A 20,664-nucleotide genomic window follows, 5' to 3' on the forward strand; every position below is an offset into this window, starting at 1 on the left:
GTCACAGCTCCCCGCGGAATGCGCGTGACTGGAGCGCTTGGAAGAGTGAGTCGGCTGTTGACTCCGACTTCAATAGGAGGTTCCGCTTCGCCTCAAGCTTAGTGACAACGCTCTCCCACTGATCCTGCAAGTCACGCGGTGGAACGGCTATTCGTATGGATTGCAATTCTTTAGCGTTGATATTGGCTTGGCCGATGATCGATTTGCACATGCCCCGCAATGTGCTCTTTCCGTGGGGGCTGTTCAGGTATCCAGATATGAACTCTGGATTTGCTCGCGTGTTGGTGCGGAGGCGAATAAGGTAACCTGCGTAGGCAAACCGCTCATTGGTGCGTACGACTGCAGTTTTTCCAACAAGGTCCGGGCTGTTGGTTCGGTTGAAAAGTATGTCACCAGGGCGAACGGAGAACCTTTCTACCTCATTCGAGGGAAGGTCAAGATACTTGAGGTCCGCGGTGGATATCCGGCCTGAGGGGGAAATGTTTCCCATCCGGAGGATGGGCCATTTGCCCTCCTGGCCAGCCTTGCTCGATGTCCCGTAATTGACGGACTCGGCTAGGCTTCCAATTTGGTCAATTGTCCATCGGTTGGGCCAAGTGGCGGGATCGCCGAACATGTCGTGGAAGATCGATTGGGTGAGGGTGTCGAGGTGGGCGAGGGCCTGGTGACGCCTGGTGCGCAAGCCGTCGGCGTGGTCGAGGATCGCGGCGATCCGCCGTTGTTCGTCGAGAGCTGGAAGCTGAATTGGAAATGAAAGGAAACGATCCTCACTGATGCGTTGCCTGTTCGTTGCCCCGAGGCTCTGTGACTGAATGTGTTTTTGAAGTTGTCCAGACTTGAAGAAGTGCATCAAGTAGCTGGAGTTGATTCGGCCTAGATCCAGGTCGAAGACGGGGAAGTCTTTACTGACGACCGCATCTCCCAAGTCTTGCGGAACGAGGGCGAATGCACCATTCCTTGCATCGATGCGCGAGTAGATGAACTGGCCGGGCTTGACTCGATATCCTGTGAAACTTACCGGCGTTTTGCCGGCACCGATTGTTCGTTTAACAGCTCCCCCGCAGTTGAGTCGGACTGTGACGAATGTCTCGTCTTGGGGGGAGATGATTCGCTCGGGTCGGCCACTGAACTCAAGGACGTCGCCGAGAGTCGTCACGACAGCATCGCCTTCAGCTCGTCGAGGCCCTTCGCGATCTCGGCTTCGAGGGCTTGGATGTCGGCGATGATGTCGAGCGGGGGGCGGTGCTCGATCTCGTCGTACACGACCTCCTTGTAGCGGTTGAGGGAGAGGTCGTAGCCCTGTGCCACGATCTCGTCCTTCGACACTGTGAACGACTGCTCGGTGCGTGCCCGCTCGCGTTCGCTCGTCTCGCGGGATGGCCATCGGGCGAGCACGTCGGGCAGATCGTTCGCCTCGATCGGGGTGCGCTTGTCGTCGAGTGAGTAGCCATCGGCCCGCACGTCGTAGAACCACACCTCGCCGGTGCCGCCCATGTTGGTCTTCGTGAAGAACAGGATCGCGGTCGAGACGCCCGCGTACGGCTTGAACACGCCGCTCGGCAGCTTCACGACGGCGTCGAGCTTGTGGTCCTCGACGATCAGGCGACGCAGCTCCTTGTGCGCTTTCGAGGAGCCGAACAGCACCCCGTCGGGCACGATCACGGCCGCCCGCCCGCCGTTCTCGAGCAACTCGAGGAACAGGGCCAGGAACAGCAGTTCAGTCTTTTTCGTCTTGACGACTTGCTGCAGGGTCGTGCTCGTCGATTCGTAGTCGAGCGAGCCCGCGAACGGTGGGTTCGCGAGGATCAGCGAGTACCTGTTCGCGTCCTCGCTCGCGCCCTCCGAGAGCGAGTCGCGGTACCGGATGTCCGGGGCGTCGACGCCGTGCATCAGCATGTTCATGCTGCCGATGCGCAGCATCGTCGAATCGAAGTCGTAGCCGTGGAACATCGAGTGATGGAAGTGCTCGCGCTGTTCGCGGTCGAGCAGCGCAGACGAATTCGTCGAACGCACGTACTCGCTCGCCGCCACGAGGAAGCCGGCCGTGCCGCACGCCGGGTCGCAGATCTTGTCTGTCGGCTTCGGCGCCATCATCTCGACCATCAGCTCGATGATGTGCCGCGGCGTGCGGAACTGGCCGTTCACACCAGAGACCGCGATCTTCGACAGCAGGTACTCGTAGAGGTCGCCGTTCATGTCGCGGTCGTCCATCGGCACCTCGTCGAGTAGGTCGACGACTTTCGACAGCAGTGCGGCGTTCGGGATCGTGAAGCGAGCGTCACGCAGGTGCGCCGAGACCGCCGAGCCGTCGTCGACCGAGCGGCGCAGGAACGGGAACACCGCCGAACTCATCGTCTCGAACATGAGGTCGGGCCCCAGGTTCTTGAGCTCCGACCAGCGCAGCGGCGCCTCCTCCGGCGTGAACACCGCGCCCTCCAACCGGCCCGTCACGCGTGCCTTGCGCTCGGCGAGGGTCTGCAGATCGTCGAGGCGGCGGAGGAACAGCAGGTAGGTGATCTGCTCGATCACCTCGAGCGGATTGCTGATACCGCCCGACCAGAACGCGTCCCAGACGCGGTCGATCTTGTTCTTGACGTCACCGGTGATCACACGCGCAACTCTAGTGATGTCGGTCGGTGTCGTCCGTCCCACCCGGTGGGCCCGCGTGCCGTCAGTTCTCCACAGATGTTGGCGGTTCGTTGTCGTCACCCTGAATCGAGCCCATGCTGGAGGCATGACCGCTGACGTGCACGCCGTGTCCCGCCGCCTCGCCGAGCTCGGCGTGCCCGATGGTGCTCCCCGGCACGCCATGCTCACGCTCGTGCAGCTGTGGGTGCTCACGTGGACGGTGGCGCCGGCATTCGATGCGCCGATCGTCGCCGACGGCGCGGGTCCGCGCGTTCCGACGATCGACGACAACGGCTCGGAACCCACACATGATGCCGAGGCGGCGCAGCTCGAACCGGAACTCGAGGCAATGGTCGTGTCCGTGGTGATGTTTTATCGAGACGCCCAACGTGTAGCTGACGAGGTGCAGGGGTCCGCGAGTCCCTGGCGCGCGGTGCGCGCGGCAGGGGAGCGAATGGCAGGTCTCGGCCCACCGGAGATTTCGATGGAGCGTCTGCGTTCGTACGGTGTCCAGCGGGCGAGCGACTCCGAGGGGGCCGTACCGGCCCGTCCCGCATTGGCCATCAGCCCGCGACCGGGCGCGGCAGCACGAGAAGCGCTGATCGCTCGCCTGGCGGACGAGTGGCGCGAGACGCTCGACGATCTGGCCGATCGATGACGGACTTCCTCACGTTCGACGACGTCCTCGAGATTCGACGTGGCATCGCGGCACCAGGGCCGACCCTCGTGAGGCGGCCGACCGGGTCGTGAGCGTTGCGACCGACCATCCGCCGATCGAAGAGATCGAGCGTTGGCTGGCGACGCGCTCCGTCGCCATTGCGTTGCCCGACGACACCTCGCGCACGACCCCGGAGCCGGCACCGGGGCGAGTGATCGAGCGAGCGGCCCCGCCCGCACGATTCCGGGGAAGGCCGTCTCCATCACGGCGGAACAGCCTCGAGCGCTGAGCGACCTCACACGCGCTCGCGACCGCAGCCGGCCGTGCCCGGTGCGTCCCCGAGTGACGGCTGACCGAGCCCGCCGCGACCGCCCTCGTCCGAGGCGCAGCGCCGTTCGGCCCGAGCAGGTCACTCGTCGTTCCCGGTGCGGGCACGCGGACGGCGCGCTTCAGGGAGGTCAACTTCGAGCCCGAGGCGGGATGCCCCGTCGCGCGCGAGAACCTCCTCCCGGCAAGGCCCCCTCGAACGAGTTCGTGGGCTCGGGGGTCCCCGAGACCCGCCTCGTTTCACTCGAACCGCTCGCTTGCCTCCTTCGTCAGCCCGGTCGTGCTTTACAGCTGGTTCCCGATCTTGAACCCCTTGTCCCCGTCGTCCTCGCGCGTGTACGAGAAGCCGTCGGCGCCGATCGTGGCGGCCATCTCGGATGTGTCGGTGCGGGCGATGACGGGTTGCGGGTTGCCGTCGAGGTCGAGCACGAGTGAGGCCTCGGTGTACCAGGACGGCACGACGGGGTTGCCCCACCAGTCGCGGCGCTGGTTGTCGTGCACGTCCCACGTGACGACGGGGTTGTCGGGGTCGCCCGTGTAGTAGTCCTGCGTGTAGATCTCGACGCGGTGTCCGTCGGGGTCGAGGATGTAGAGGTAGAACGCGTTCGAGACGCCGTGGCGGCCGGGGCCGCGCTCGATGCGGTCCGAGATGCGCAGGGCGCCCATCTTGTCGCAGATCGCGAGGATGTTGTGCTTCTCGTGCGTCGCGAACGCGACGTGATGCATGCGCGGCCCGTCGCCGCCCGTCGCCGCCGTGTCGTGCACCGTCGGCTTGCGGCGCATCCACGCGGCGTACACCGTGCCCTCGTCGTCCTGGATGTCCTCCGTCACGCGGAACCCGAGATCCTGGTAGTGGCGCACCGCGCGCGGCACGTCGGGCGTCACCTGGTTGAAGTGGTCGAGGCGCACGAGCGCGCCCGGCGTGTAGAGGTCGTAGCGCCACGCGAGCCGCTCGACGTGCTCGACGTCGTGGAAGAACTCGTACGGGAACCCGAGCGGGTCCTCCACGCGCACCGAGTCACCGATGCCCTTCACGAAACCGTTCGGGTTGCGCTCCACGCGGCACCCGAGCTCGGTGTAGAACGCGACGGCGCGGTCGAGGTCCTCGGGGCTGCGCACGCGGTACGAGAACGCGGCGACCGCCGCGACCGGACCCTTTCGCAGCACGAGGTTGTGGTGGATGAACTCCTCCAGCGAGCGGAGGTAGATGACCTCGTCGTCCTCCTCGGTCACCGTCAGGCCGAGCACGTCGACGTAGAAGGCGCGCGACGCGGCGAGGTCGGTGACGACGAGCTCCATGTAGGCGCAGCGGAGGATGTCCGGCGGCGCGGCGGCCGGCGTGGGGACCGGGTTGTCGCTCTGGATGGGGGCTTCCTTCGTGACGTAGAAGCCGGAGGAGGTGCGGGTGCGGTCGTTGAGTTCGGACATGCCGAGTTCCTGTCTTCGTTGGCGGGTGGGGCGGCAGCGGTGCCGCGGGAGCGGGTGGCGGCAGCGGGGCCGCGAGAGCGGGGGTGGCACCGGTGCCGCGCGATGCGGGTGGGGCGGCTCGACTCCCCACCCGCCGTGCGTCAGTTCGCGCCGAAGCGCGCCGTGTGGACGTCGCCGAGCGTGATGTGCACGGCCTGCTGGTCGGTGTAGAAGTCGATCGAGCGGTAGCCGCCCTCGTGCCCGAGCCCGGAGGCCTTCACGCCACCGAACGGCGAACGCAGATCACGCACGTTGTGCGAGTTGAGCCACACCATGCCGGCCTCGATCGACTGGGCGAAGTTCAGACCGTCTTTGAGGTTGCTGGTCCACACGTAGGCCGCGAGGCCGTAGCGCGTGTCATTCGCGAGCTCGAGCGCCTCGTCGTACGTGTCGAACGGCGTGATCGCGACGACGGGCCCGAAGATCTCCTCCTGGAAGATGCGCGCGTCGGGCTTCACATCGGCGAACACGGTCGGGGCGACCCAGTTGCCCTCTGCGGGCGCACCCTCGGGACGCCCGCCGCCCGCGAGGAGGCGGCCCTCGCCCTTGCCGATCTCGACGTAGCTCATGACCTTGTCGTAGTGCTCGGGGTGGACGAGCGCGCCCACCTCGGTCTTCGGGTCGTGCACGTCACCCACGACGATGTTGCGGGCCCGCTCGGCGTAGCGCTCGAGGAACTCGTCGTAGACGCCGCGCTGCACGAGGATGCGGCTGCCCGCGGTGCAGCGCTCGCCGTTGAGCGAGAAGACGCCGAACAGCGTCGAGTCGATCGCGGCGTCGAGGTCGGCGTCGTCGAACACGACGGCGGGCGACTTGCCGCCGAGCTCCATCGACATGCCCTTGAGGTTCGGCGCGCAGTTGCCGAAGATGATCTGTCCCGTGCGGCTCTCGCCCGTGAACGAGATGAGCGGCACGTCCGGGTGCTTCACGAGGGCGTCGCCGGCGGACTCGCCGAAGCCGTTCACGAGGTTGAAGACGCCCTTCGGCAGCCCCGCCTCCTCGAAGATCCCGGCCCACAGTTGCGCCGACGCGGGCGTGAACTCGGCGGGCTTGAGCACGACCGTGCAGCCCGACGCGATCGCGGGCGCGAGCTTCCACGACTCGAGCATGAAGGGCGTGTTCCACGGCGTGATGAGCCCCGCGACGCCGATGGGCTTGCGGTTCACGTAGTTCGCCTGCCGCCCGGGCACCTTGAACGCGTTGTCGTGCTGGGCGACGATGAGGTCGGCGAAGAAGCGGAAGTTCTCGGCCGCGCGCTGCGCCTGTCCGAGCGCCTGCGTGATGGGCAGGCCCGTGTCCCACGACTCGATCTCGGCGAGGTGCGCGTCCTGCTTCTCGACCTCGTCGGCGATGCGGTTCAGCACCCGTGCGCGGGCCCGGGGGACCATGCGTGGCCACGGGCCGTTCTCGAACGCCTCGGTCGCCGCGGCGACCGCGCGGTCGATGTCGGCCTGCTCACCCGACGCGGCCGTCGCGTAGTTCTCGTTCGTCGACGGGTTGAGCACGTCGAACGTCTCGCCCGAGACCGAGTCGACGAACTCGCCGTCGATGTAGTGCCTGATGGTCGTGGGGACGCCTGCGGGAGGTGCCTGGGTCATGTGGAGATCCCTTCACGGTGGGTGGGCGACGTCGTGGTCGCCCGTGGGGTCGGATGGTGTGTGTCGGTCGAGGCCTGGACGGCCCGGAGTGTGTTGAGTCGGTGTTCGCGGGCCGCCCGCTCGATCTCCGCGGCGGGTGCGCCGTCCTCGATGAGCCGGAGGATCCCCTCGTGCTCGGCCACCGACTCCCGGGCGCGGCCGGGCACGAAGCCGAAGGTCGAGGCGCGCATGCGCGCCATTCGCGCCCAACCCCGCTCGACGAGGTCGAGCACGTGCGGGTTGGGGCAGTCCTCGTAGAGGTGGGCGTGGAACTCGGTGTTGAGCTCGGTGAAACGCGTCGGGTCGAAGTCCTCGAGGGCCGCCGCCATCCGCGCGTTGATGGCGCGCGCCTCGGCGATCCGGTCGGGCGTGAGGAGCGGCGCCGTGAGCGCGGTCGCATACCCCTCGACGAGCCCGAGCGTCTCCATCGTGTGGGCGTAGAGCTCGGGGTCGAGCATCGCGACCTGCGCGCCGACGTTGCGCTCGTACGTGACGAGCCCCTCCGCCTCGAGCATGCGCACGGCCTCGCGCACCGGCACGGGGCTGATGCCGAGTTCGCGCGCGATCTGCCCGAGAACGAGCCGGTAGCCGGGGGCGTACGTGCCGTCCTCGATGCGCTCGCGGAGGTGGGCGAGCGCGATCTGCGCCTTCGAGCGGGGCTCCGCTACTGCTGCGATTCGCGCCATGCGGCGTACCGTGCCTTCCATTCGGCGTTCGGCGGGAACAGGCCGTCGACGGGCTCACCGGCCGCGACCTGGTCGAAGACCCACGCGTCCTGCTGTTCCTGGGCGTAGGCCTCCTCGACGACCTCGGCGAACAGGGGCGGCGGGATGACGATGACGCCGTCGTCGTCGCCGACGATCACGTCACCGGGCTGCACCGCGGTGCCGCCGCACGCGATCGTGCCGCCGACCTCCCACGGCACGTGCCGACGTCCGAGCACCGCGGGGTGCGAGCCGGACGAGTAGACGGGCAGGTCGAGCTCGGCGACGGCGGCCGAGTCGCGCACGCCGCCGTCGGTGACGATGCCGGCCGCACCGCGCACTTGGGCGCGCAGCGCGAGCACGTCGCCGACGGTGCCGGTGCCCTTCTCGCCGCGCGCCTCCATGACGACGACGTCGCCCGCCGCGACCGTGTCGATCGCGCGCTTCTGGGCGTTGAACCCGCCGCCGTGGCTCGCGAACAGGTCTTCGCGGTTCGGGATGAAGCGCAGCGTGTGCGCCGTGCCGAGGATGCGCTCGCCGGGCTTGTTCGTACGGACGCCGTCGATCGAGCTGTTGTTGATGCCCCGCTTGCGGAGGGCCGCGCTGAGGGTCGCGACCGCGGTGGCGGCGACCTTCTCGCGCAGCTCGGGCGTGATGACGGGCCCGGCCTCGGCGATCCCCGCGGCCTCCGCCGAGCCCCACGCCTCGATGCGCTGTGCATCGTCGACCTGCGGGGGCGCGCTGTGGGCGGGGATCGGCTCGGAGCCCTCGACGACGGTCGTGACGAGCCGCCCGGTCGACGGGGCGCCGGGGGCGTCGGGTGCGTCGACCTCGACCTCGACGACGTCGCCGGGGCGCGCGACCGACGAGCCGGCCGGCGTGCCCGTGAGGATCACGTCGCCCGCTTCGAGCGTCATGAGCGCCGAGAGGTCGGCGACGAGCCGGCCGAAGGGGAAGACGAGATCGGCTGTCGTGTCGTCCTGTTCGAGGACGCCGTTGACCCACGTGCGGACGCGGAGCCCCGTGGGCTCGACGGCCGTCGCGGGGATGACCTCGGGGCCGAGCGGGGTGAAGCCGTCGCCCGACTTGTTCTTGACGTTCGAGCCCTTGTCGGCGTACCGGAGGTCGTAGAGCCCCCAGTCGTTCGCGGCGGTCACGCCCGAGACCTTCGACCAGCCCTCCTCGGGCGTGACGCGGCGGCACGTCTCGCCGATGACGAGGGCGATCTCGCCCTCGTAGGCGAGCAGCTCGGTGCCCGCGGGACGCTCGATCGTGCCGCCGGTGCCGGCGACCGAGGTGCCCGCCTTGAGGAAGTAGCCGGGGAACTTCGGGCTGCGACCACGCTGCGCGATGCGCGACGGATAGTTGAGGTGCAGGGCGATGATCTTGCCCGGCCGATGTGCTCCAGCGAAGTCGATCGCCATGGTTCCTCCCGCATCGTCGCAACAGTGGATATCTGAAATCATATACGATCTGTGTCGGCGCGCAAGGGGGCAATGCGCAACGGTCGAGTGAGGCATGGAACCGGGCCACTGCGGCGGTCGGCGGTCCGGGTCGTGTGGCGGCGTGCTGACGACAGGGCGATCCGACGCTCGCCTCCGTTCCGCGGTGTGACGCCACATGGTGGGCGCCGAGCGCGTGACGGGTAGCGTCGGTTCTCGAACCTCCGCCCGCGTGTTCGCGCGACGAGCGGTGTTCGATGCGAATCGGTGCCGACGTCGATCGGCCCGCCAACGACCGACGAGGAGGCCCCGTGTCGACGCTCGAGCTGACCACCGCGCTGCAACGGCCCGATCTGCTCGCCCCACCCGTCGCCGACGCGATCGCGGCGCTCCCGCCCGAGCACCTCGAGCGTGTGCTCGTCGCTCCCATCGATCCGGACCTCGCCGACACCGCTGCGTTCTGTGCGGCGTACGACGTGGCGCCCGAGGCCTCGGCCAACTGCCTCGTCGTGATGGGGAAGCGTGGGGACGTCGTCACGACGGCCGCCGTGCTCGTGCTCGCGACGACCCGCGCCGATGTCAACGGCGTCGTCCGGCACCTGCTCGACGCGCGCAAGGCGAGCTTCGCGTCGACGGACGACGCCACCGAACGCACCGGCATGGAATACGGCGGCATCACGCCCATCGGCGTGCCGAGCGACTGGCGGGTGTTCGTCGACTCGCGCATCGTCGACCTTCCCGAGGTGATCGTCGGTGCGGGGATCAGAGGTGCGAAGATCGCACTGCCGGGCGCGGTCCTCGCGGCACTGCCAGGCGTCGAGGTGATCGACGGGCTCGCGCGCCCCGTCGCATGAACGTCGCCTGCGGTCGCTAGCGTGGGGGGATGACGAAGCGCCCGTTCTCGCAGGTCGATGTGTTCTCCGCCGAGCCCGGTCTCGGCAACCCGGTTGCGGTCGTGCACGAGGCCGACGGCCTGGACGACGAGACGATGGCCTCGTTCGCGCGCTGGACGAACCTCAGCGAGACCACGTTCCTCCTCGAGCCGACCGACCCCGCGGCCGACTACCGCCTGCGCATCTTCACGCCGGGCGGCGAACTGCCGTTCGCCGGGCACCCCACGCTCGGGAGCGCCCAAGCGTGGCTCACCGCGGGAGGGGCGCCCGCGACGTCCGGACGACTCATGCAGGAGTGCGGCATCGGCCTCGTCGAGTTGCGGCGCGACCCGAGCGGACTGCTCGCCTTCGCGGCGCCGCCCCTCATCCGCTCGGGCGCGCCCGATGACGCGACCCGATCGGCCGCGCTCGCCAGCCTCGGCATCACGGACGACGATGTCGTCGACGTCTCCTGGGTCGTGAACGGCCCCGAGTTCCTCGGCGTGCTGCTGCGCGATGCGGATGCCGTGCTCGCGCTCGAGCCCGACTTCAGCGCGATGGCCGATGCCGGGCTCGCGATAGGGGCCGTGGCGCCGCATGCTCCTGGTTCGACGGTGGGCGCCGACCTCGAGGTGCGTGGGTTCGTTCCCGGCATCGGTGTCGACGAGGACCCCGTGACCGGGTCGCTCAATGCTGGGCTCGCAAGATGGCTCGTCGGGGCGGGGCACCTGAGCGCCCCGTACGTCGCCGCACAGGGCACGGCGCTCGGGAGGCGCGGGCGCGTCCACATCTCGCCCGATGCCGAGCGTCCGGACGAGTTCTGGGTCGCGGGCGAGACGACGACCGTCATCGAGGGCACCGTCGAGCTCGGCTGACGGCTCGGTCGCCCGGCAGGTCGGCGCCCGGGCGCCCGGGCGCCCGAGCCGTCGTTGCCTTCGCTATCTGTTAGGATACGGCACGTGTTGTTTCCCAATGGTGAATCCGTCGCCCGGCGTCCCGGCCGGCCTCGTGACGATGCGCGCGAGCGCGAGATCCTCGCCGTCGTGCTCGAGGTCCTGCGCGAGGGCGATGCCGACGGTGTCACGTTCGAGGAGGTCGCGCGGCGTGCCCACGCCTCCAAGCGGACGCTCTACCGTCGGTGGTCCACCACACGCGAGATGATCGTCGCGGCGATCAAGTCCGGGCCCGCGGCCGCGAACTCCCCCGAGCCCATCGACACGGGCTCGCTGCGGGGCGACCTCCTCGCGCTGCTCGAACGCCTCGAGGCCACGATGGCCGAGGGGGGTCCGCTCAGCCTGACGATCATGCAGGCCGGGCTCCGGGATCCGGAGCTGTGCGAGCACATCGAGTCCACCGCCGGACCGACCGGCGCGCGGCTGCCGGCCGACGTGATCCGCAACGCGATCGATCGCGCCGAGCTCCCCGAGACCGTCGACCCCTTCGCCTACGAGGAGGTCGCGGCCGCCGTGCTCATCATCCGGCGCCTCAACGGGCTCACGAGCGACGCGGCCTACCGGCGAGCACTGACCGACAGCGTCCTGCTGCCCGCCCTCCGCAGCGGCGTCGCGGCCGGGCAGGCGGGCATCTTCTCGGGGCACCCGACCCCGGCGACACCGACCGACGAGCGAACCAGGAGCCGACCATGACGGACCTCACCATCCCCGACTTCGACACGGCACGGCTCCCCGGCGCGGACGGGGTGATGCTCAACGTCGCGAGCGCGGGGGACGGGCCCGCGGTCGTCCTCCTCCACGGATTCCCCCAGACGCACCTCATGTGGCGTGCCGTCGCCGTTCAGCTGCGGCGCGAGCACACCGTGATCGCCGTCGACCTGCGCGGCTACGGCGCGAGCGACAAGCCCGACGCCGACACGCCCGACGTCTATTCCAAGCGCACCATGGCGGCCGACGTCGTGGCGGTCGCCGCGCACCTCGGACACGAGCGCTTCGCCGTCGTCGGGCACGACCGCGGCGCGCTCGTCGCCGTCCGGGCCGGTCTCGATCACCCCGAGACGATCAGCCACGTCGGCATCCTCGACGTGCTCCCGACGCTCGACACGTGGGACGTCCTGCACGGGGTCGACGCGAAGGTCGCCTGGCACCTCTACCTCATGGCCCAACCCGCGGGCCTGCCCGAACGCATGATCGAGGCCGTCGCCGACGACTTCTTCGCGTCGTTCCTCGACGCGTGGGACCCGACGGGAACGACGTTCGCACCGGAGCTCCGCGAGCACTACGTCCGGGCCTCGAGCGCTGCGGTGCCGTCGATCGTCGCCGACTACCGCGCGACAGCGGGCATCGACCTCGAGACGGACCGGGCGGATCGCGCCGCCGGCCGACGGCTCGCGATGCCGGTCGGCGTCATCTCGCAGGACTGGGGAACCCGATTGGGCTTCGACCCCGCCGAGATCTGGGCCGCGTGGTCGGACGACGTCACCTACGAGCCGATCCAGGCGGGCCACTTCATGGCCGAGGAACGACCGGAACCGATCGCGCGGTTCGTGCGGGACCTCCTCGCCCGGTAGCTCCCCGCCCTGGGCGGGAGCACGTGCTCAGGGCCACGGGTTCGGGACGTCGTCCGGCGGGACGTCGCCCGTCGCCGGTGGGGTGTTCCATCCCGTCGGGGGAGCGTCGCCCGTCGCCGGATGCGCATCCCACATCGTCGAGGGAACGTCCGTCGCCCGCGATGGTGCGTCCCCCGGTGCGTTCCCGTCCTCGGGCGCGGCGGCACGGCCGGCGGCCGCGATGAGTGCGCCCAGCGTCTCGCCGAGCATCGTCGAGCGGTCGGCATCGAGTCGCTCGCCGGCCGAGAGCAGCCCGATCAGATAGAGGCCCGTGATCGCCTCGCCCCGCACGCGAGCGTCGGAGACGAGCGGTACGGCGCGCACCGCGTCGCTCGCCGTGTTGAGCACGAGGGTCGGGCCGCGGGGCGGCTCGGGCGTCGTGCCGAGCAGCTCGGCCCAGGGATCCGACGCGTCGTCGTTCTCGTCGTCCTCGTCCGGTTCCCCGTGCGCCATGCCCGTGAGGAGCACCGAAACGGTGTCGGGTGCGAATGCGCGCACGTCGAGCCCGACACCGAGCCGATCGAGCACGGGCCGCGCGATGCGCTCCAGCTCGGCGGCGAGCGGGTCGCCCGGCCCAGGCACCGGCAGTGCCGTCAGGAACTCGTCCGGCCGGAAGGGCAGCAATCGGCCGCGCTGGCCCGGGCGCCGCGACACGAGCCGCAGGATCTCGCGACCGTACACGTACGAACCGTTGATGAGGACATCCCCTCGTGCACGCACGAGCGGCGCGAACGCGATGTAGTCGTGCGCCGTCGAGGCGTAGAACACTCGCGTCCCCCGCCGACGTGCGACCTCGTAGCTCAGCTCGCCCGCACTCGTCTCCCACGGCACGTGGGCCATGACGAGCTCGAGCATCTCCCTATCGCTCACGGCCATCGCGAGGAGCCCCCTGGCGTGCACCTCCAGGAACCTCGCGAACGCGGACGGCTCGTGCAGCGCGAGCCGCTCCATCCCGTCGCGGAGCTGTCGGCCGATGTGCTCGCGCACGTCCTCGAGCAGCCCGGAGCGCTGGAGCGACTCCCTCGTCGCCGTGAGCGGCAGATCGCCCGTCTCGACGACGAGCCGCACGAAGTACGCCCACTCCGGGACGAGTTGCACGTTGTCGTCGCTCACGAACATGCCGCGCGAATAGACGCGGTCACCGCGCCGGTTGCCGACGCGGCCCGGCGCATCGGCGAGGTACGCGACGCCGACCACGCCCACCGCGGGCAGCGCCACGGGGAACTGGGCGATCGGGTGGAATCCGAGGTTCGCGTGGCACCAGCGCGCCGACTCCTCCGCATCGGCGCGCCACGGTGGTGTGCGGTCGGTGATCGTCACCGGATCCGTCCCGGGCCTGCCGGCGAGGCGCACGGGCGTGTCGAGGAACTCCGCGAAATCCGATGCGAGCGACGCGACGCGGCGTCGACGCACCCAGTCACGATCGTCGGGCCGCGCCCGGACGCGCACCTCCGTGCCCGGCTCGTGCATCGGCTCGGCATCCCGGTCGATCGTGAACGTGCCGTCGCTGTTGCCGACCCAGCGCAGCGTCTCGGCCGCGGGGGTACGGGCACTGCGCGAGCGCACCTCGATCCGGTCGGCGATGAGGAAGCACGCGAGCAGGCCGATGCCGAACTGGCCGAGGTACTTGCGCCGCGTCAGGGCGAAGTCGTCGCGCTTGCTCGACGCGCCGATCGTCGCGAGCACGGTGCGCATCTCGTCCTCGGTGAGGCCGATGCCGTGGTCGCGCACGACGATCGCACCGGCCGCTTCGTCGACCTCGATCTCGATGCCGTCCGGCGTGCCCGGACGTACCTCCCGCCCGGCGACGATCGCGTCGCGCGCGTTCTGCACGAGCTCGCGCAGGTAGACGCGCGGGCTCGAGTAGAGATGGTGCGAGAGGAGATCGACGACGCCGCGCAGGTCGACGAGGAAGCGTTCCTCGCTCACGCCGCCGGACCGGACGTCGTTCCGCCGCCGAACCATCGCTCGATGAGGAGCGAGCTCGTGCGGGTCATCCCGTCGCGTGCGTCGATCGCGCGGGCGATGCCGAGGGCCCGGTCGCGCAGTTGCGGTCCACGCGGATCGTCGGGGTACCGGTGCAGCAACAGATTGGCGCTCGCCGCGAACAGCTCGATGTCGAGCGGCCCCTCGGTCGCCGCCTTCGCCAGCAGGGTGTCCATGAGCGGGCGCGGATCGTCGTCGCCGAGCGCGAGGCCCGCGAGGAGCAACCAGTTGGGAATGCCGGTGATCTCGTCGGCGTCGCCGTCGACGGAGTCGAGGATCTCGCGAACCCGTGCACCGCTCCTGCGGGGATTCGTTGGGGCGTCGAACCACGCGAGCCAGACCTCGGCACCGCGCGCCTGTTCGGCGTCGCCGTCGTCGGCAATGCGCCTCGCGAGGTGGGCGGCCGTCGACGGGTCGCGCCGGGCGAGCAGTTCCACGACGGACGCGTCGAACGGAACGCGGTCGGTCCGGTCACCCTCCGCGACGAGCCGCTCGTCGAGCTCGGCGAGCAGACGCTGCAGCTCCGGCTCGTCGCCCAGGTGGGCGGCGACCTCGGCGTGTGCCAGGAGGAGCGGTGCGACGGAGCCGCCGGTCCGGGCGCGAACGTCGGCCTCGGTGCGCAGGAGGTCGTCGATCTGGGCCAACGAGATGTCCGGGTGGCCGACGAGCACGGCGGTACCGAGACTGATCGCGAGATCGCCGCTCGTCCGGAGGACGGAGGAGACCGACGGGCCGCGCGCGAGCAGTTCTTCCTGCGCGAGTTCGTAGCAGCGGAGGAACGTGATCCCGTCCCCGCGCTGGAGCGCCCGCGTGCCGTGGAACAGCGGCACGGCGAACCGGGTCGTCGCGCACCGGAGGCGCACGGCGCGCTGCTCGAGTCGGTCCGCGAGCGTGTCGGCCGCGTCGTCCGACTCGGCCTCGAGGAGCTCCGTGGTCGACATAAGGAGCGCCCGGTACTGGGGGTACAGCGCAGCCGGCGGGTCGTGCGGCACGACGTCCACGGGCAGCTCGTCGCGGTCCTGCGGCGACAACCACGTGCCGTCGACGACGTCGATGCGATCGAACCAGCCGGCCTGCAGGATCAGTTCGGCGCGTTCGTCGACGTCGCCCCAGTCCTCCTCGTCGGCAGCGGCGGGGCGCGGGGTGGCGGGGAGTCCCGCCCACCACGTGTTCGCGAGTTCCCGTCGGTGCACATCGGTCTCGCCGCGCCGGTCGAACGCGAGCGCGGCCTCGTCGGCGAGTGCCCGCAGGAGCGCACCCTCGTCGCCCTCGGGGTCGGCGAGGATCCGGTTGCGGCCGACGGCGGCGATGAGACGCCAGTCCGCGAACTCGAAGGGGTGCACCTGCAGGATCCGATCGCTCGGGACGAGCGCGAGTTCGGGACGGTGCTCGAGGGCGGGGACGAGGTCGTAGAAGTCGCTCGCGTCCATGAGTCCGGCGAGACCGACCGCCGCGAGGAGCCGGTCGACGAGCGCGGCGGCCTCGGCGGCGCGCCCCGTGAACCGGTACAGGCGGGCGAGGAGGACGAGCAGGCCGACGGCGCCGCTGTCCTCGTCGAGCAGATCCGGATCGATGCGACGCGGGTCCACACCGAGGCCGGCCAGTCGTCGCTCGAGCGTCGCGGCGGCACGGACGGGGTCGAGGCCCGCGATCAGGGGGATCTCGAGCTCGATGTTCGCGACGTCGTCCGCCCGCCACTCGGGGCTGCCCGTCGACTGGCTGCGTTCGAGCCACCCGAAGGCCCCGGGGGCGTCGCCGGATGCGGCGGCGACGAGCGCCCGCGAATACGCGGCCGAGGCATTCTCGACACCCCAACGCTGCATCTCGGCCTCGGTGAGTTCGATCACGCGCGTGATGTGCGCGATCGACGCGGTCGGTTCGCCGAGCAGCGCCTCGACCGACTCGTACACGGTCCCGAGCATCGACTCGATCTTCTCGGGCTTCACGAACTCGCCGTGGTGGTGGATGACCTGCATCATGCGCACGAACGCGTCCATCGCCTCGTCGATCATCCCGAACACGCGGTAGCGGCGGAACAGTTCGAACTGCCCGCTCACGATGTACTCGGGGAAGCCGATGCGCTCGCAGTCCGCGATGAACGCCTTCCACGCCTCGATGCCGTGCTCGTCGTCAGGGAGGTCGTTGAGCGACTGGCGGTCCTCGATGAGTGCCTGCAGTCGCTCCCCCTCGTCGCCCTCGAGGTGACCGACGTCGCGGTAGCTGATCATGGTGGTGCTCCTCGCTCGGCGCTCGCGGGCGTGCGCGTCGCGCACGGACGGTCGCGTGACCGCGTTCGGGTGTGGGGGCCTCGGATCTCTTTTCTACTGCCGCCACGCCCGGGCCGCGTCAACCGAGAGATCGATCACGAAATCGCGTGGTCGTGAGCGATCGGTGCGCGCTTCGCTGCGCGACCGCTCGTCGTGTCGTCGGTGAGCCGAGGTTCGTCGTCGTCGGATTCGAGCACCCGGACGACCACGGGGAGCATCGCGGTCGCCGTCCGGCGGTAGCCGAGCGGGCTCGGGTGGAAGCGATCGAGGCTGAACATCTCGGCCGGTTCGTCGAAGAAGAGGGGCCCGACGGTGCGTCGCAGGTCGACGGTCGCCGCCCCCGCACGTTCCGCCGCGACGGCCTGCGCCGCGGCGAGGCGGCGGGACATACGTGACACGAGCGTGCGCAGGGGCTGTGGGACAGGGCGGAGCGCGCCGAGCTCCGGGCACGTCCCCACGACGACGCGAGCGCCACGGTCACGGAGACGCGTGATCGCCGCGGTGAGGTCCGTGACCGACTCGGGCACGGGAATGCGGTGCGTCACGTCGTTCCCGCCGACGATGATGACGGCCACGTCCGGCGTGTAGGTCTCGTCGAGCCGGTCGAGCTGGGCGGCGAGATCCCTCGACTCCGCACCCACGACGGCCACCGAGCGGAGGCGGACGGGGCGGTCCGCGTGCTTGCCGAGCGCCTTCGCGAGCCGTGCGCCGATCGTCTCCTTCGGTCGTGAGGCGCCCAGCCCGGCCGCGACCGAGTCACCGACGAGCAGCAGCTCGATGGGCTCGCCAGGACGCCCTCGACGCCACACGCGTTCGGCGTCGAGCGCCTGCTCCCCGAGGGGCTTGCCGATGCGGCGTCGCGCGATCGCGGCCTGCCGCCGCAGGGTCAGGCCGGCTCCGAGGAAGGCGGCCACGAGCGCGGAGCCGGTGACGAGAGCGGTGCGGAGACGAGCCACGCGACCCAGTGCATACGTCCGTCGTGTCGGCGCCTTGAACGGGTCCCGTCGCACCGTCGAACAGCGGGGGACGTGTCACGGAACGCGGCGCCGTGGTCGGTGCCCGACGTCGGGCACCGACCACGGTCCTCGCTCAGGCGTTCGCGGCCCGCGGCGCGGGCACGCCCTGCGTGACCTGGTGCGGGCCCGAGGCGGACGGACGCACGTCGAACTCGAACATCGCCGTCGGCAGGTACACCGTCGCGCACGAGTTCGGGATGTCGACGACACCCGACAGGCGCCCCTCGATCGGTGCGGCGCCGAGCAGCAGGTAGGCCTGCTCGGGCGTGTAGCCGAACTTCACGAGGTAGTCGATCGCGTGCAGGCACGCGCGCTGGTACGACAGGTGTGAGTCGAGGTAGCGCTGTTCGCCGTCGAGCGTGACCGAGGTGCCCGAGAACGCGAGCCACTCGCTGAACCGCGGCTCGACCCGGCCGGGCATGAAGATCGCGTTCTCGGAGACGCCGTACGTCTCCATGCCGCCCGCGAGCACCTCGACGCGCAGGTCGATGAAGCCGCCCATCTCGATCGCCCCGCAGAACGTGATCTCGCCGTCACCCTGGGAGAAGTGGAGGTCGCCGACCGAGAGGTTCGCCCCGTCGACGAACACGGGGTAGAAGATCCGCGTGCCCTTCGAGAGGTTCTTGATGTCCTGGTTGCCGCCGTTCTCGCGCGGGGGTGCCGTGCGGGCCGCCTCGCCCGCGACGCGGTCGAACTCGCTCGCGGCGAGCCCGCCGAGCACGGCCTCGCGCGGCTCGGGTGGCAGCGCGAGCGGCGGCACGCGGTGCGGATCGGTCGCGATGAGCGCCCCCTCGCGGGCGTTCCAGGTCGCGAGCAGCTCGGCCGATGGCGCGGTGCCCATGAGGCCGGGGTGGATGAGCCCCTCGAACGCGACCTCGGGGATGTGCCGGCTCGTCGCGACCTGCCCCGTGAAGTCCCAGATCGCCTTGTAGGCGTCGGGAAACTCGTCGGTGAGGAACCCGCCGCCGTTGTTCTTCGCGAAGATGCCCGTGTACCCCCACCCCTGGCCGGCGAGCGGCCCCGAGTCCTCCTGCGGGATGGGCCCGACGTCGAGGATGTCGACGATCAGGAGGTCGCCGGGTTTCGCTCCCTCGACGGCGATGGGGCCCGAGAGTTTGTGCACCGTGAGGAGTGGTGCGTTCAGGATGTCGTCGGCGCTGTCGTCGTTCACGATCGCGCCGTCGAACCACTCGCGACAGTCGACGCGGAACGAGTCGCCGGGCTTCACGGTCGCGATGGGCGGGATCTCGGGGTGCCAGCGATTGTGGCCGAGTTTCTGCTGGTCGTCGAACGGCTTCGACGAGTCGAGCGGGAAGATGTTCTCGGGCATGGCGGTGCCTCCCTGTGCGGTGCGGATCTGGTCGGTGGCGGACGGTGGTTGCGGGTTGCGGGTTGCAGGTTGCGGGTTGCGGGCTGCGGCGCGATGGCAGCGGTGCGTGATTCGGCGACGCGTGGTTCCGTGACTCGTGGGTCGGGGACGCGCGGTCGGTGGTGCCTGGTCAGGGGTGCGGCAGCCGGGCGTGCCTCGGGTCGCGGGACACCGGCGCGGGCGTGCGGGTGCCGGGGGCGGTGCTCCGGACGACCTCGGGCTCGTGCGCCGAGCGCGACGTCGCGTCGAGGACGCGCATCGCGCTCGACGCACCGCGTCCGAGATGCGGCGCGACCATGCGTCGGCGGGCGCGCACGCTGCACTCGGGGCAGTCGATCGCCGACGGCACGTCGCGCAGCGAGAAGTTCGTCTCGGTCGCGTGGCCGCTGGGGCAGGCGAACTCGTAGAGGGGCATGTGACCTCCGGCTCCCGCGGCGTCGTCGCCGCGGTGCCTCACACCATATGGAGCGTCACGCGACGACACCAGGGGGCGTTCTCCCACCTTGATCCGGCAGAGTGGCGTGCTGCGCCGGGCGCCGATTCCGGGGCGCCGATTCCGGGGCGCCGACCCGGGCGCCGATCGAGGACGTCGGTTCTGCGGACTCCGTCCGCGCCATCCGCGCCGCGGACGGATCATCACGCCCCCGGGCCGCCTCAGTCCTCGACGGTGCGGGCCGCCTGTTGGCCGAGCATGCGCCGACGCACCTGCGTCGGCGACTCCCCGTAGGCCGACTTGAAGACGCGGCTGAAGTGGGCCGCGTCGCCGAACCCCCACCGCACCCCGACCGTGGCGATCGGGGTGTCGACGAACAGTGGGTTCGTGAGGTTCAGGTAGCACTGCTCGAGGCGGCGCGATCGGACGTAGCCGGCGACCGTGGAACCCTGCTCGTGGAAGAGGGCGTGCAGGTGACGCGTCGAGATGAAGTGTGCGGCCGCGATCGACGAGGGGGTGAGCTCTGGGTCGCCGAGGTGCTCGTCGATGTGGTCCCGGATGCGCTGCATGAGTGCGCGCCGGGGGTCCGCGGCCGCGCGCGCGACGTCGAGCTCGTTGGCGAACAGCATCTCGAGCAGGTCGACGGCGTTCTGGGCGAGACGCGCACCGGCGGGGCCCGACAGCTCGTCCATGTTCGTCCCGAGCGTCGCGAGGAAGGGCGACACGACGCGGCCGAGCCCGTGCGACCCGGCGAGCAGCACGCCGGTCATGTCGCGCATGATCTCGCTCGGGATGTCGAGCCGGTCGTGCGGGAGCTGGATCACCATGACGCGGAACGGTGTGTCGAACGAGAGCAGGTAGGGGGTCGAGGTGTCGTAGATCGCCATGTCACCCGGTTCGAGCACGACCGTGCGGCCGTTCTGCTCGAGGGACGAGGCGCCCTCCATCTGCAGACTCAGCTTGAAGTACTTGCGCGGCGAGGATCGGATGAGTTCGGGGGTGCGCTCGACCTCGTGGGCGGCCGCGCGCACGTCGGAGACGCTCACGTCGCCGACCGTCGCCTGCGTGAGACTCGCGCGGAACCGCTCCGGATCCGCCGTCGTGAGCTTCAGCGGGACGAACGAACTCGAGACGGCCGCCTGGAAACCCGTGAAGGAGAGCGGCATCGGCGGCTCGATGGGCCCGGTGGGGGCATCGAGCGCCTCGCGCGGAATGGGATGACTCATGTTCCGTCCTGCTGCACGACGCACCGAGCGGCCATCGCTCTACGTGCGGTTCCAGAGTTCGAGTCTACG

At 70.0% G+C, this 20,664-nt stretch carries 17 protein-coding genes; 5 read left to right on the plus strand and 12 right to left on the minus strand.

Annotated features, from left to right (window positions below; all coding sequences use genetic code 11):
* Window position 1: 1 nt before the first annotated feature.
* Together HNR16_RS00585 and HNR16_RS00590 are read right to left on the minus strand one after the other, a co-directional pair.
* A complete protein-coding gene (locus tag HNR16_RS00585) occupies window positions 2-1,156 on the minus strand; it encodes a restriction endonuclease subunit S (RefSeq protein ID WP_158039074.1) in 1,155 nt (384 codons plus the stop codon).
* Window positions 1,153-2,610: a class I SAM-dependent DNA methyltransferase gene (locus tag HNR16_RS00590; protein ID WP_158039075.1), complete on the minus strand. Its 1,458-nt coding sequence runs from the start codon at window positions 2,608-2,610 to the stop codon at window positions 1,153-1,155. Before HNR16_RS00590 ends, HNR16_RS00585 begins: the two co-directional genes overlap by 4 nt.
* A gap of 199 nt (window positions 2,611-2,809) precedes the next feature.
* On the opposite strand from HNR16_RS00590, the gene HNR16_RS00595 reads away from it, so the two are divergent.
* Window positions 2,810-3,286, plus strand: a complete 477-nt coding sequence (locus HNR16_RS00595; RefSeq protein ID WP_158039076.1) for a hypothetical protein — start codon at window positions 2,810-2,812, stop codon at window positions 3,284-3,286.
* A gap of 612 nt (window positions 3,287-3,898) precedes the next feature.
* Here HNR16_RS00595 and hpaD read toward each other — a convergent pair.
* The 4 genes from hpaD to HNR16_RS00615 form a co-directional block, all read right to left on the minus strand.
* Entirely contained in the window at window positions 3,899-5,041 is a 1,143-nt protein-coding gene (hpaD, locus tag HNR16_RS00600; RefSeq protein ID WP_158039077.1) for a 3,4-dihydroxyphenylacetate 2,3-dioxygenase, read from the minus strand.
* A 140-nt stretch (window positions 5,042-5,181) separates the two neighbouring features.
* Window positions 5,182-6,678 (minus strand): 5-carboxymethyl-2-hydroxymuconate semialdehyde dehydrogenase, encoded by a 1,497-nt coding sequence (hpaE, locus tag HNR16_RS00605; protein WP_158039078.1) that lies wholly within the window; start codon window positions 6,676-6,678, stop codon window positions 5,182-5,184.
* Window positions 6,675-7,403: a GntR family transcriptional regulator gene (locus tag HNR16_RS00610; RefSeq protein WP_218868350.1), complete on the minus strand. Its 729-nt coding sequence runs from the start codon at window positions 7,401-7,403 to the stop codon at window positions 6,675-6,677. The genes hpaE and HNR16_RS00610 overlap by 4 nt, the downstream gene beginning before the upstream one ends.
* On the minus strand, window positions 7,382-8,845 hold the full coding sequence (locus tag HNR16_RS00615; RefSeq protein ID WP_158039080.1) for a fumarylacetoacetate hydrolase family protein: 1,464 nt from the start codon (window positions 8,843-8,845) through the stop codon (window positions 7,382-7,384). The genes HNR16_RS00610 and HNR16_RS00615 overlap by 22 nt, the downstream gene beginning before the upstream one ends.
* A 329-nt stretch (window positions 8,846-9,174) precedes the next feature.
* Between HNR16_RS00615 and HNR16_RS00620 the strand changes: the two genes are divergently transcribed.
* From HNR16_RS00620 to HNR16_RS00635, 4 genes are all read left to right on the plus strand, one after another.
* Complete coding sequence (locus HNR16_RS00620) at window positions 9,175-9,717, plus strand: YbaK/EbsC family protein (RefSeq protein ID WP_225737724.1); 543 nt, start codon at window positions 9,175-9,177, stop codon at window positions 9,715-9,717.
* A gap of 29 nt (window positions 9,718-9,746) precedes the next feature.
* Window positions 9,747-10,610 carry a PhzF family phenazine biosynthesis protein gene (locus HNR16_RS00625; protein WP_158039082.1) on the plus strand — a complete coding sequence of 288 codons (864 nt, stop codon included), beginning with the start codon at window positions 9,747-9,749 and terminating at the stop codon, window positions 10,608-10,610.
* An 84-nt stretch (window positions 10,611-10,694) separates the two neighbouring features.
* Window positions 10,695-11,381: a TetR/AcrR family transcriptional regulator gene (locus tag HNR16_RS00630; RefSeq protein WP_225737725.1), complete on the plus strand. Its 687-nt coding sequence runs from the start codon at window positions 10,695-10,697 to the stop codon at window positions 11,379-11,381.
* Window positions 11,378-12,259, plus strand: a complete 882-nt coding sequence (locus HNR16_RS00635; protein ID WP_158039083.1) for an alpha/beta fold hydrolase — start codon at window positions 11,378-11,380, stop codon at window positions 12,257-12,259. Before HNR16_RS00630 ends, HNR16_RS00635 begins: the two co-directional genes overlap by 4 nt.
* 27 nt (window positions 12,260-12,286) lie before the next feature.
* Here the strand turns inward: HNR16_RS00635 and HNR16_RS00640 are convergent, their stop codons facing one another.
* The 6 genes from HNR16_RS00640 to HNR16_RS00665 all read right to left on the minus strand — a co-directional run bounded on the left by HNR16_RS00640 (window position 12,287) and on the right by HNR16_RS00665 (window position 20,595).
* Window positions 12,287-14,227 carry an HSP90 family protein gene (locus HNR16_RS00640; RefSeq protein WP_179558032.1) on the minus strand — a complete coding sequence of 647 codons (1,941 nt, stop codon included), beginning with the start codon at window positions 14,225-14,227 and terminating at the stop codon, window positions 12,287-12,289.
* Window positions 14,224-16,512, minus strand: a complete 2,289-nt coding sequence (locus tag HNR16_RS00645; protein WP_158039085.1) for a hypothetical protein — start codon at window positions 16,510-16,512, stop codon at window positions 14,224-14,226. The genes HNR16_RS00640 and HNR16_RS00645 overlap by 4 nt, the downstream gene beginning before the upstream one ends.
* Window positions 16,513-16,646: 134 nt before the next feature.
* Window positions 16,647-17,507: an SGNH/GDSL hydrolase family protein gene (locus HNR16_RS00650; RefSeq protein WP_158039086.1), complete on the minus strand. Its 861-nt coding sequence runs from the start codon at window positions 17,505-17,507 to the stop codon at window positions 16,647-16,649.
* Window positions 17,508-17,640: 133 nt separating this feature from the next.
* Complete coding sequence (gene fmdA, locus HNR16_RS00655; RefSeq protein WP_158039087.1) at window positions 17,641-18,897, minus strand: formamidase; 1,257 nt, start codon at window positions 18,895-18,897, stop codon at window positions 17,641-17,643.
* A 169-nt stretch (window positions 18,898-19,066) separates the two neighbouring features.
* Complete coding sequence (locus HNR16_RS00660; RefSeq protein ID WP_158039088.1) at window positions 19,067-19,351, minus strand: FmdB family zinc ribbon protein; 285 nt, start codon at window positions 19,349-19,351, stop codon at window positions 19,067-19,069.
* 239 nt (window positions 19,352-19,590) lie between these two features.
* Entirely contained in the window at window positions 19,591-20,595 is a 1,005-nt protein-coding gene (locus tag HNR16_RS00665; protein WP_225737726.1) for an AraC-like ligand-binding domain-containing protein, read from the minus strand.
* Window positions 20,596-20,664: the final 69 nt, after the last annotated feature.

This window comes from Pseudoclavibacter chungangensis (assembly GCF_013410545.1).
GTDB classification, from domain to species: Bacteria; Actinomycetota; Actinomycetes; order Actinomycetales; family Microbacteriaceae; genus Pseudoclavibacter; species Pseudoclavibacter chungangensis.

Coding starts and splice junctions, on each gene's coding strand:
- HNR16_RS00595 (WP_158039076.1), top strand. CDS start 2,810: ATGCTCACGCTCGTGCAGCTGTGGGTGCTCACGTGGACGGTGGCGCCG.
- hpaD (WP_158039077.1), bottom strand. CDS start 5,041: ATGTCCGAACTCAACGACCGCACCCGCACCTCCTCCGGCTTCTACGTC.
- hpaE (WP_158039078.1), bottom strand. CDS start 6,678: ATGACCCAGGCACCTCCCGCAGGCGTCCCCACGACCATCAGGCACTAC.
- HNR16_RS00610 (WP_218868350.1), bottom strand. CDS start 7,403: ATGGCGCGAATCGCAGCAGTAGCGGAGCCCCGCTCGAAGGCGCAGATC.
- HNR16_RS00615 (WP_158039080.1), bottom strand. CDS start 8,845: ATGGCGATCGACTTCGCTGGAGCACATCGGCCGGGCAAGATCATCGCC.
- HNR16_RS00625 (WP_158039082.1), top strand. CDS start 9,747: ATGACGAAGCGCCCGTTCTCGCAGGTCGATGTGTTCTCCGCCGAGCCC.
- HNR16_RS00635 (WP_158039083.1), top strand. CDS start 11,378: ATGACGGACCTCACCATCCCCGACTTCGACACGGCACGGCTCCCCGGC.
- HNR16_RS00645 (WP_158039085.1), bottom strand. CDS start 16,512: ATGATCAGCTACCGCGACGTCGGTCACCTCGAGGGCGACGAGGGGGAG.
- fmdA (WP_158039087.1), bottom strand. CDS start 18,897: ATGCCCGAGAACATCTTCCCGCTCGACTCGTCGAAGCCGTTCGACGAC.
- HNR16_RS00660 (WP_158039088.1), bottom strand. CDS start 19,351: ATGCCCCTCTACGAGTTCGCCTGCCCCAGCGGCCACGCGACCGAGACG.
- HNR16_RS00665 (WP_225737726.1), bottom strand. CDS start 20,595: ATGAGTCATCCCATTCCGCGCGAGGCGCTCGATGCCCCCACCGGGCCC.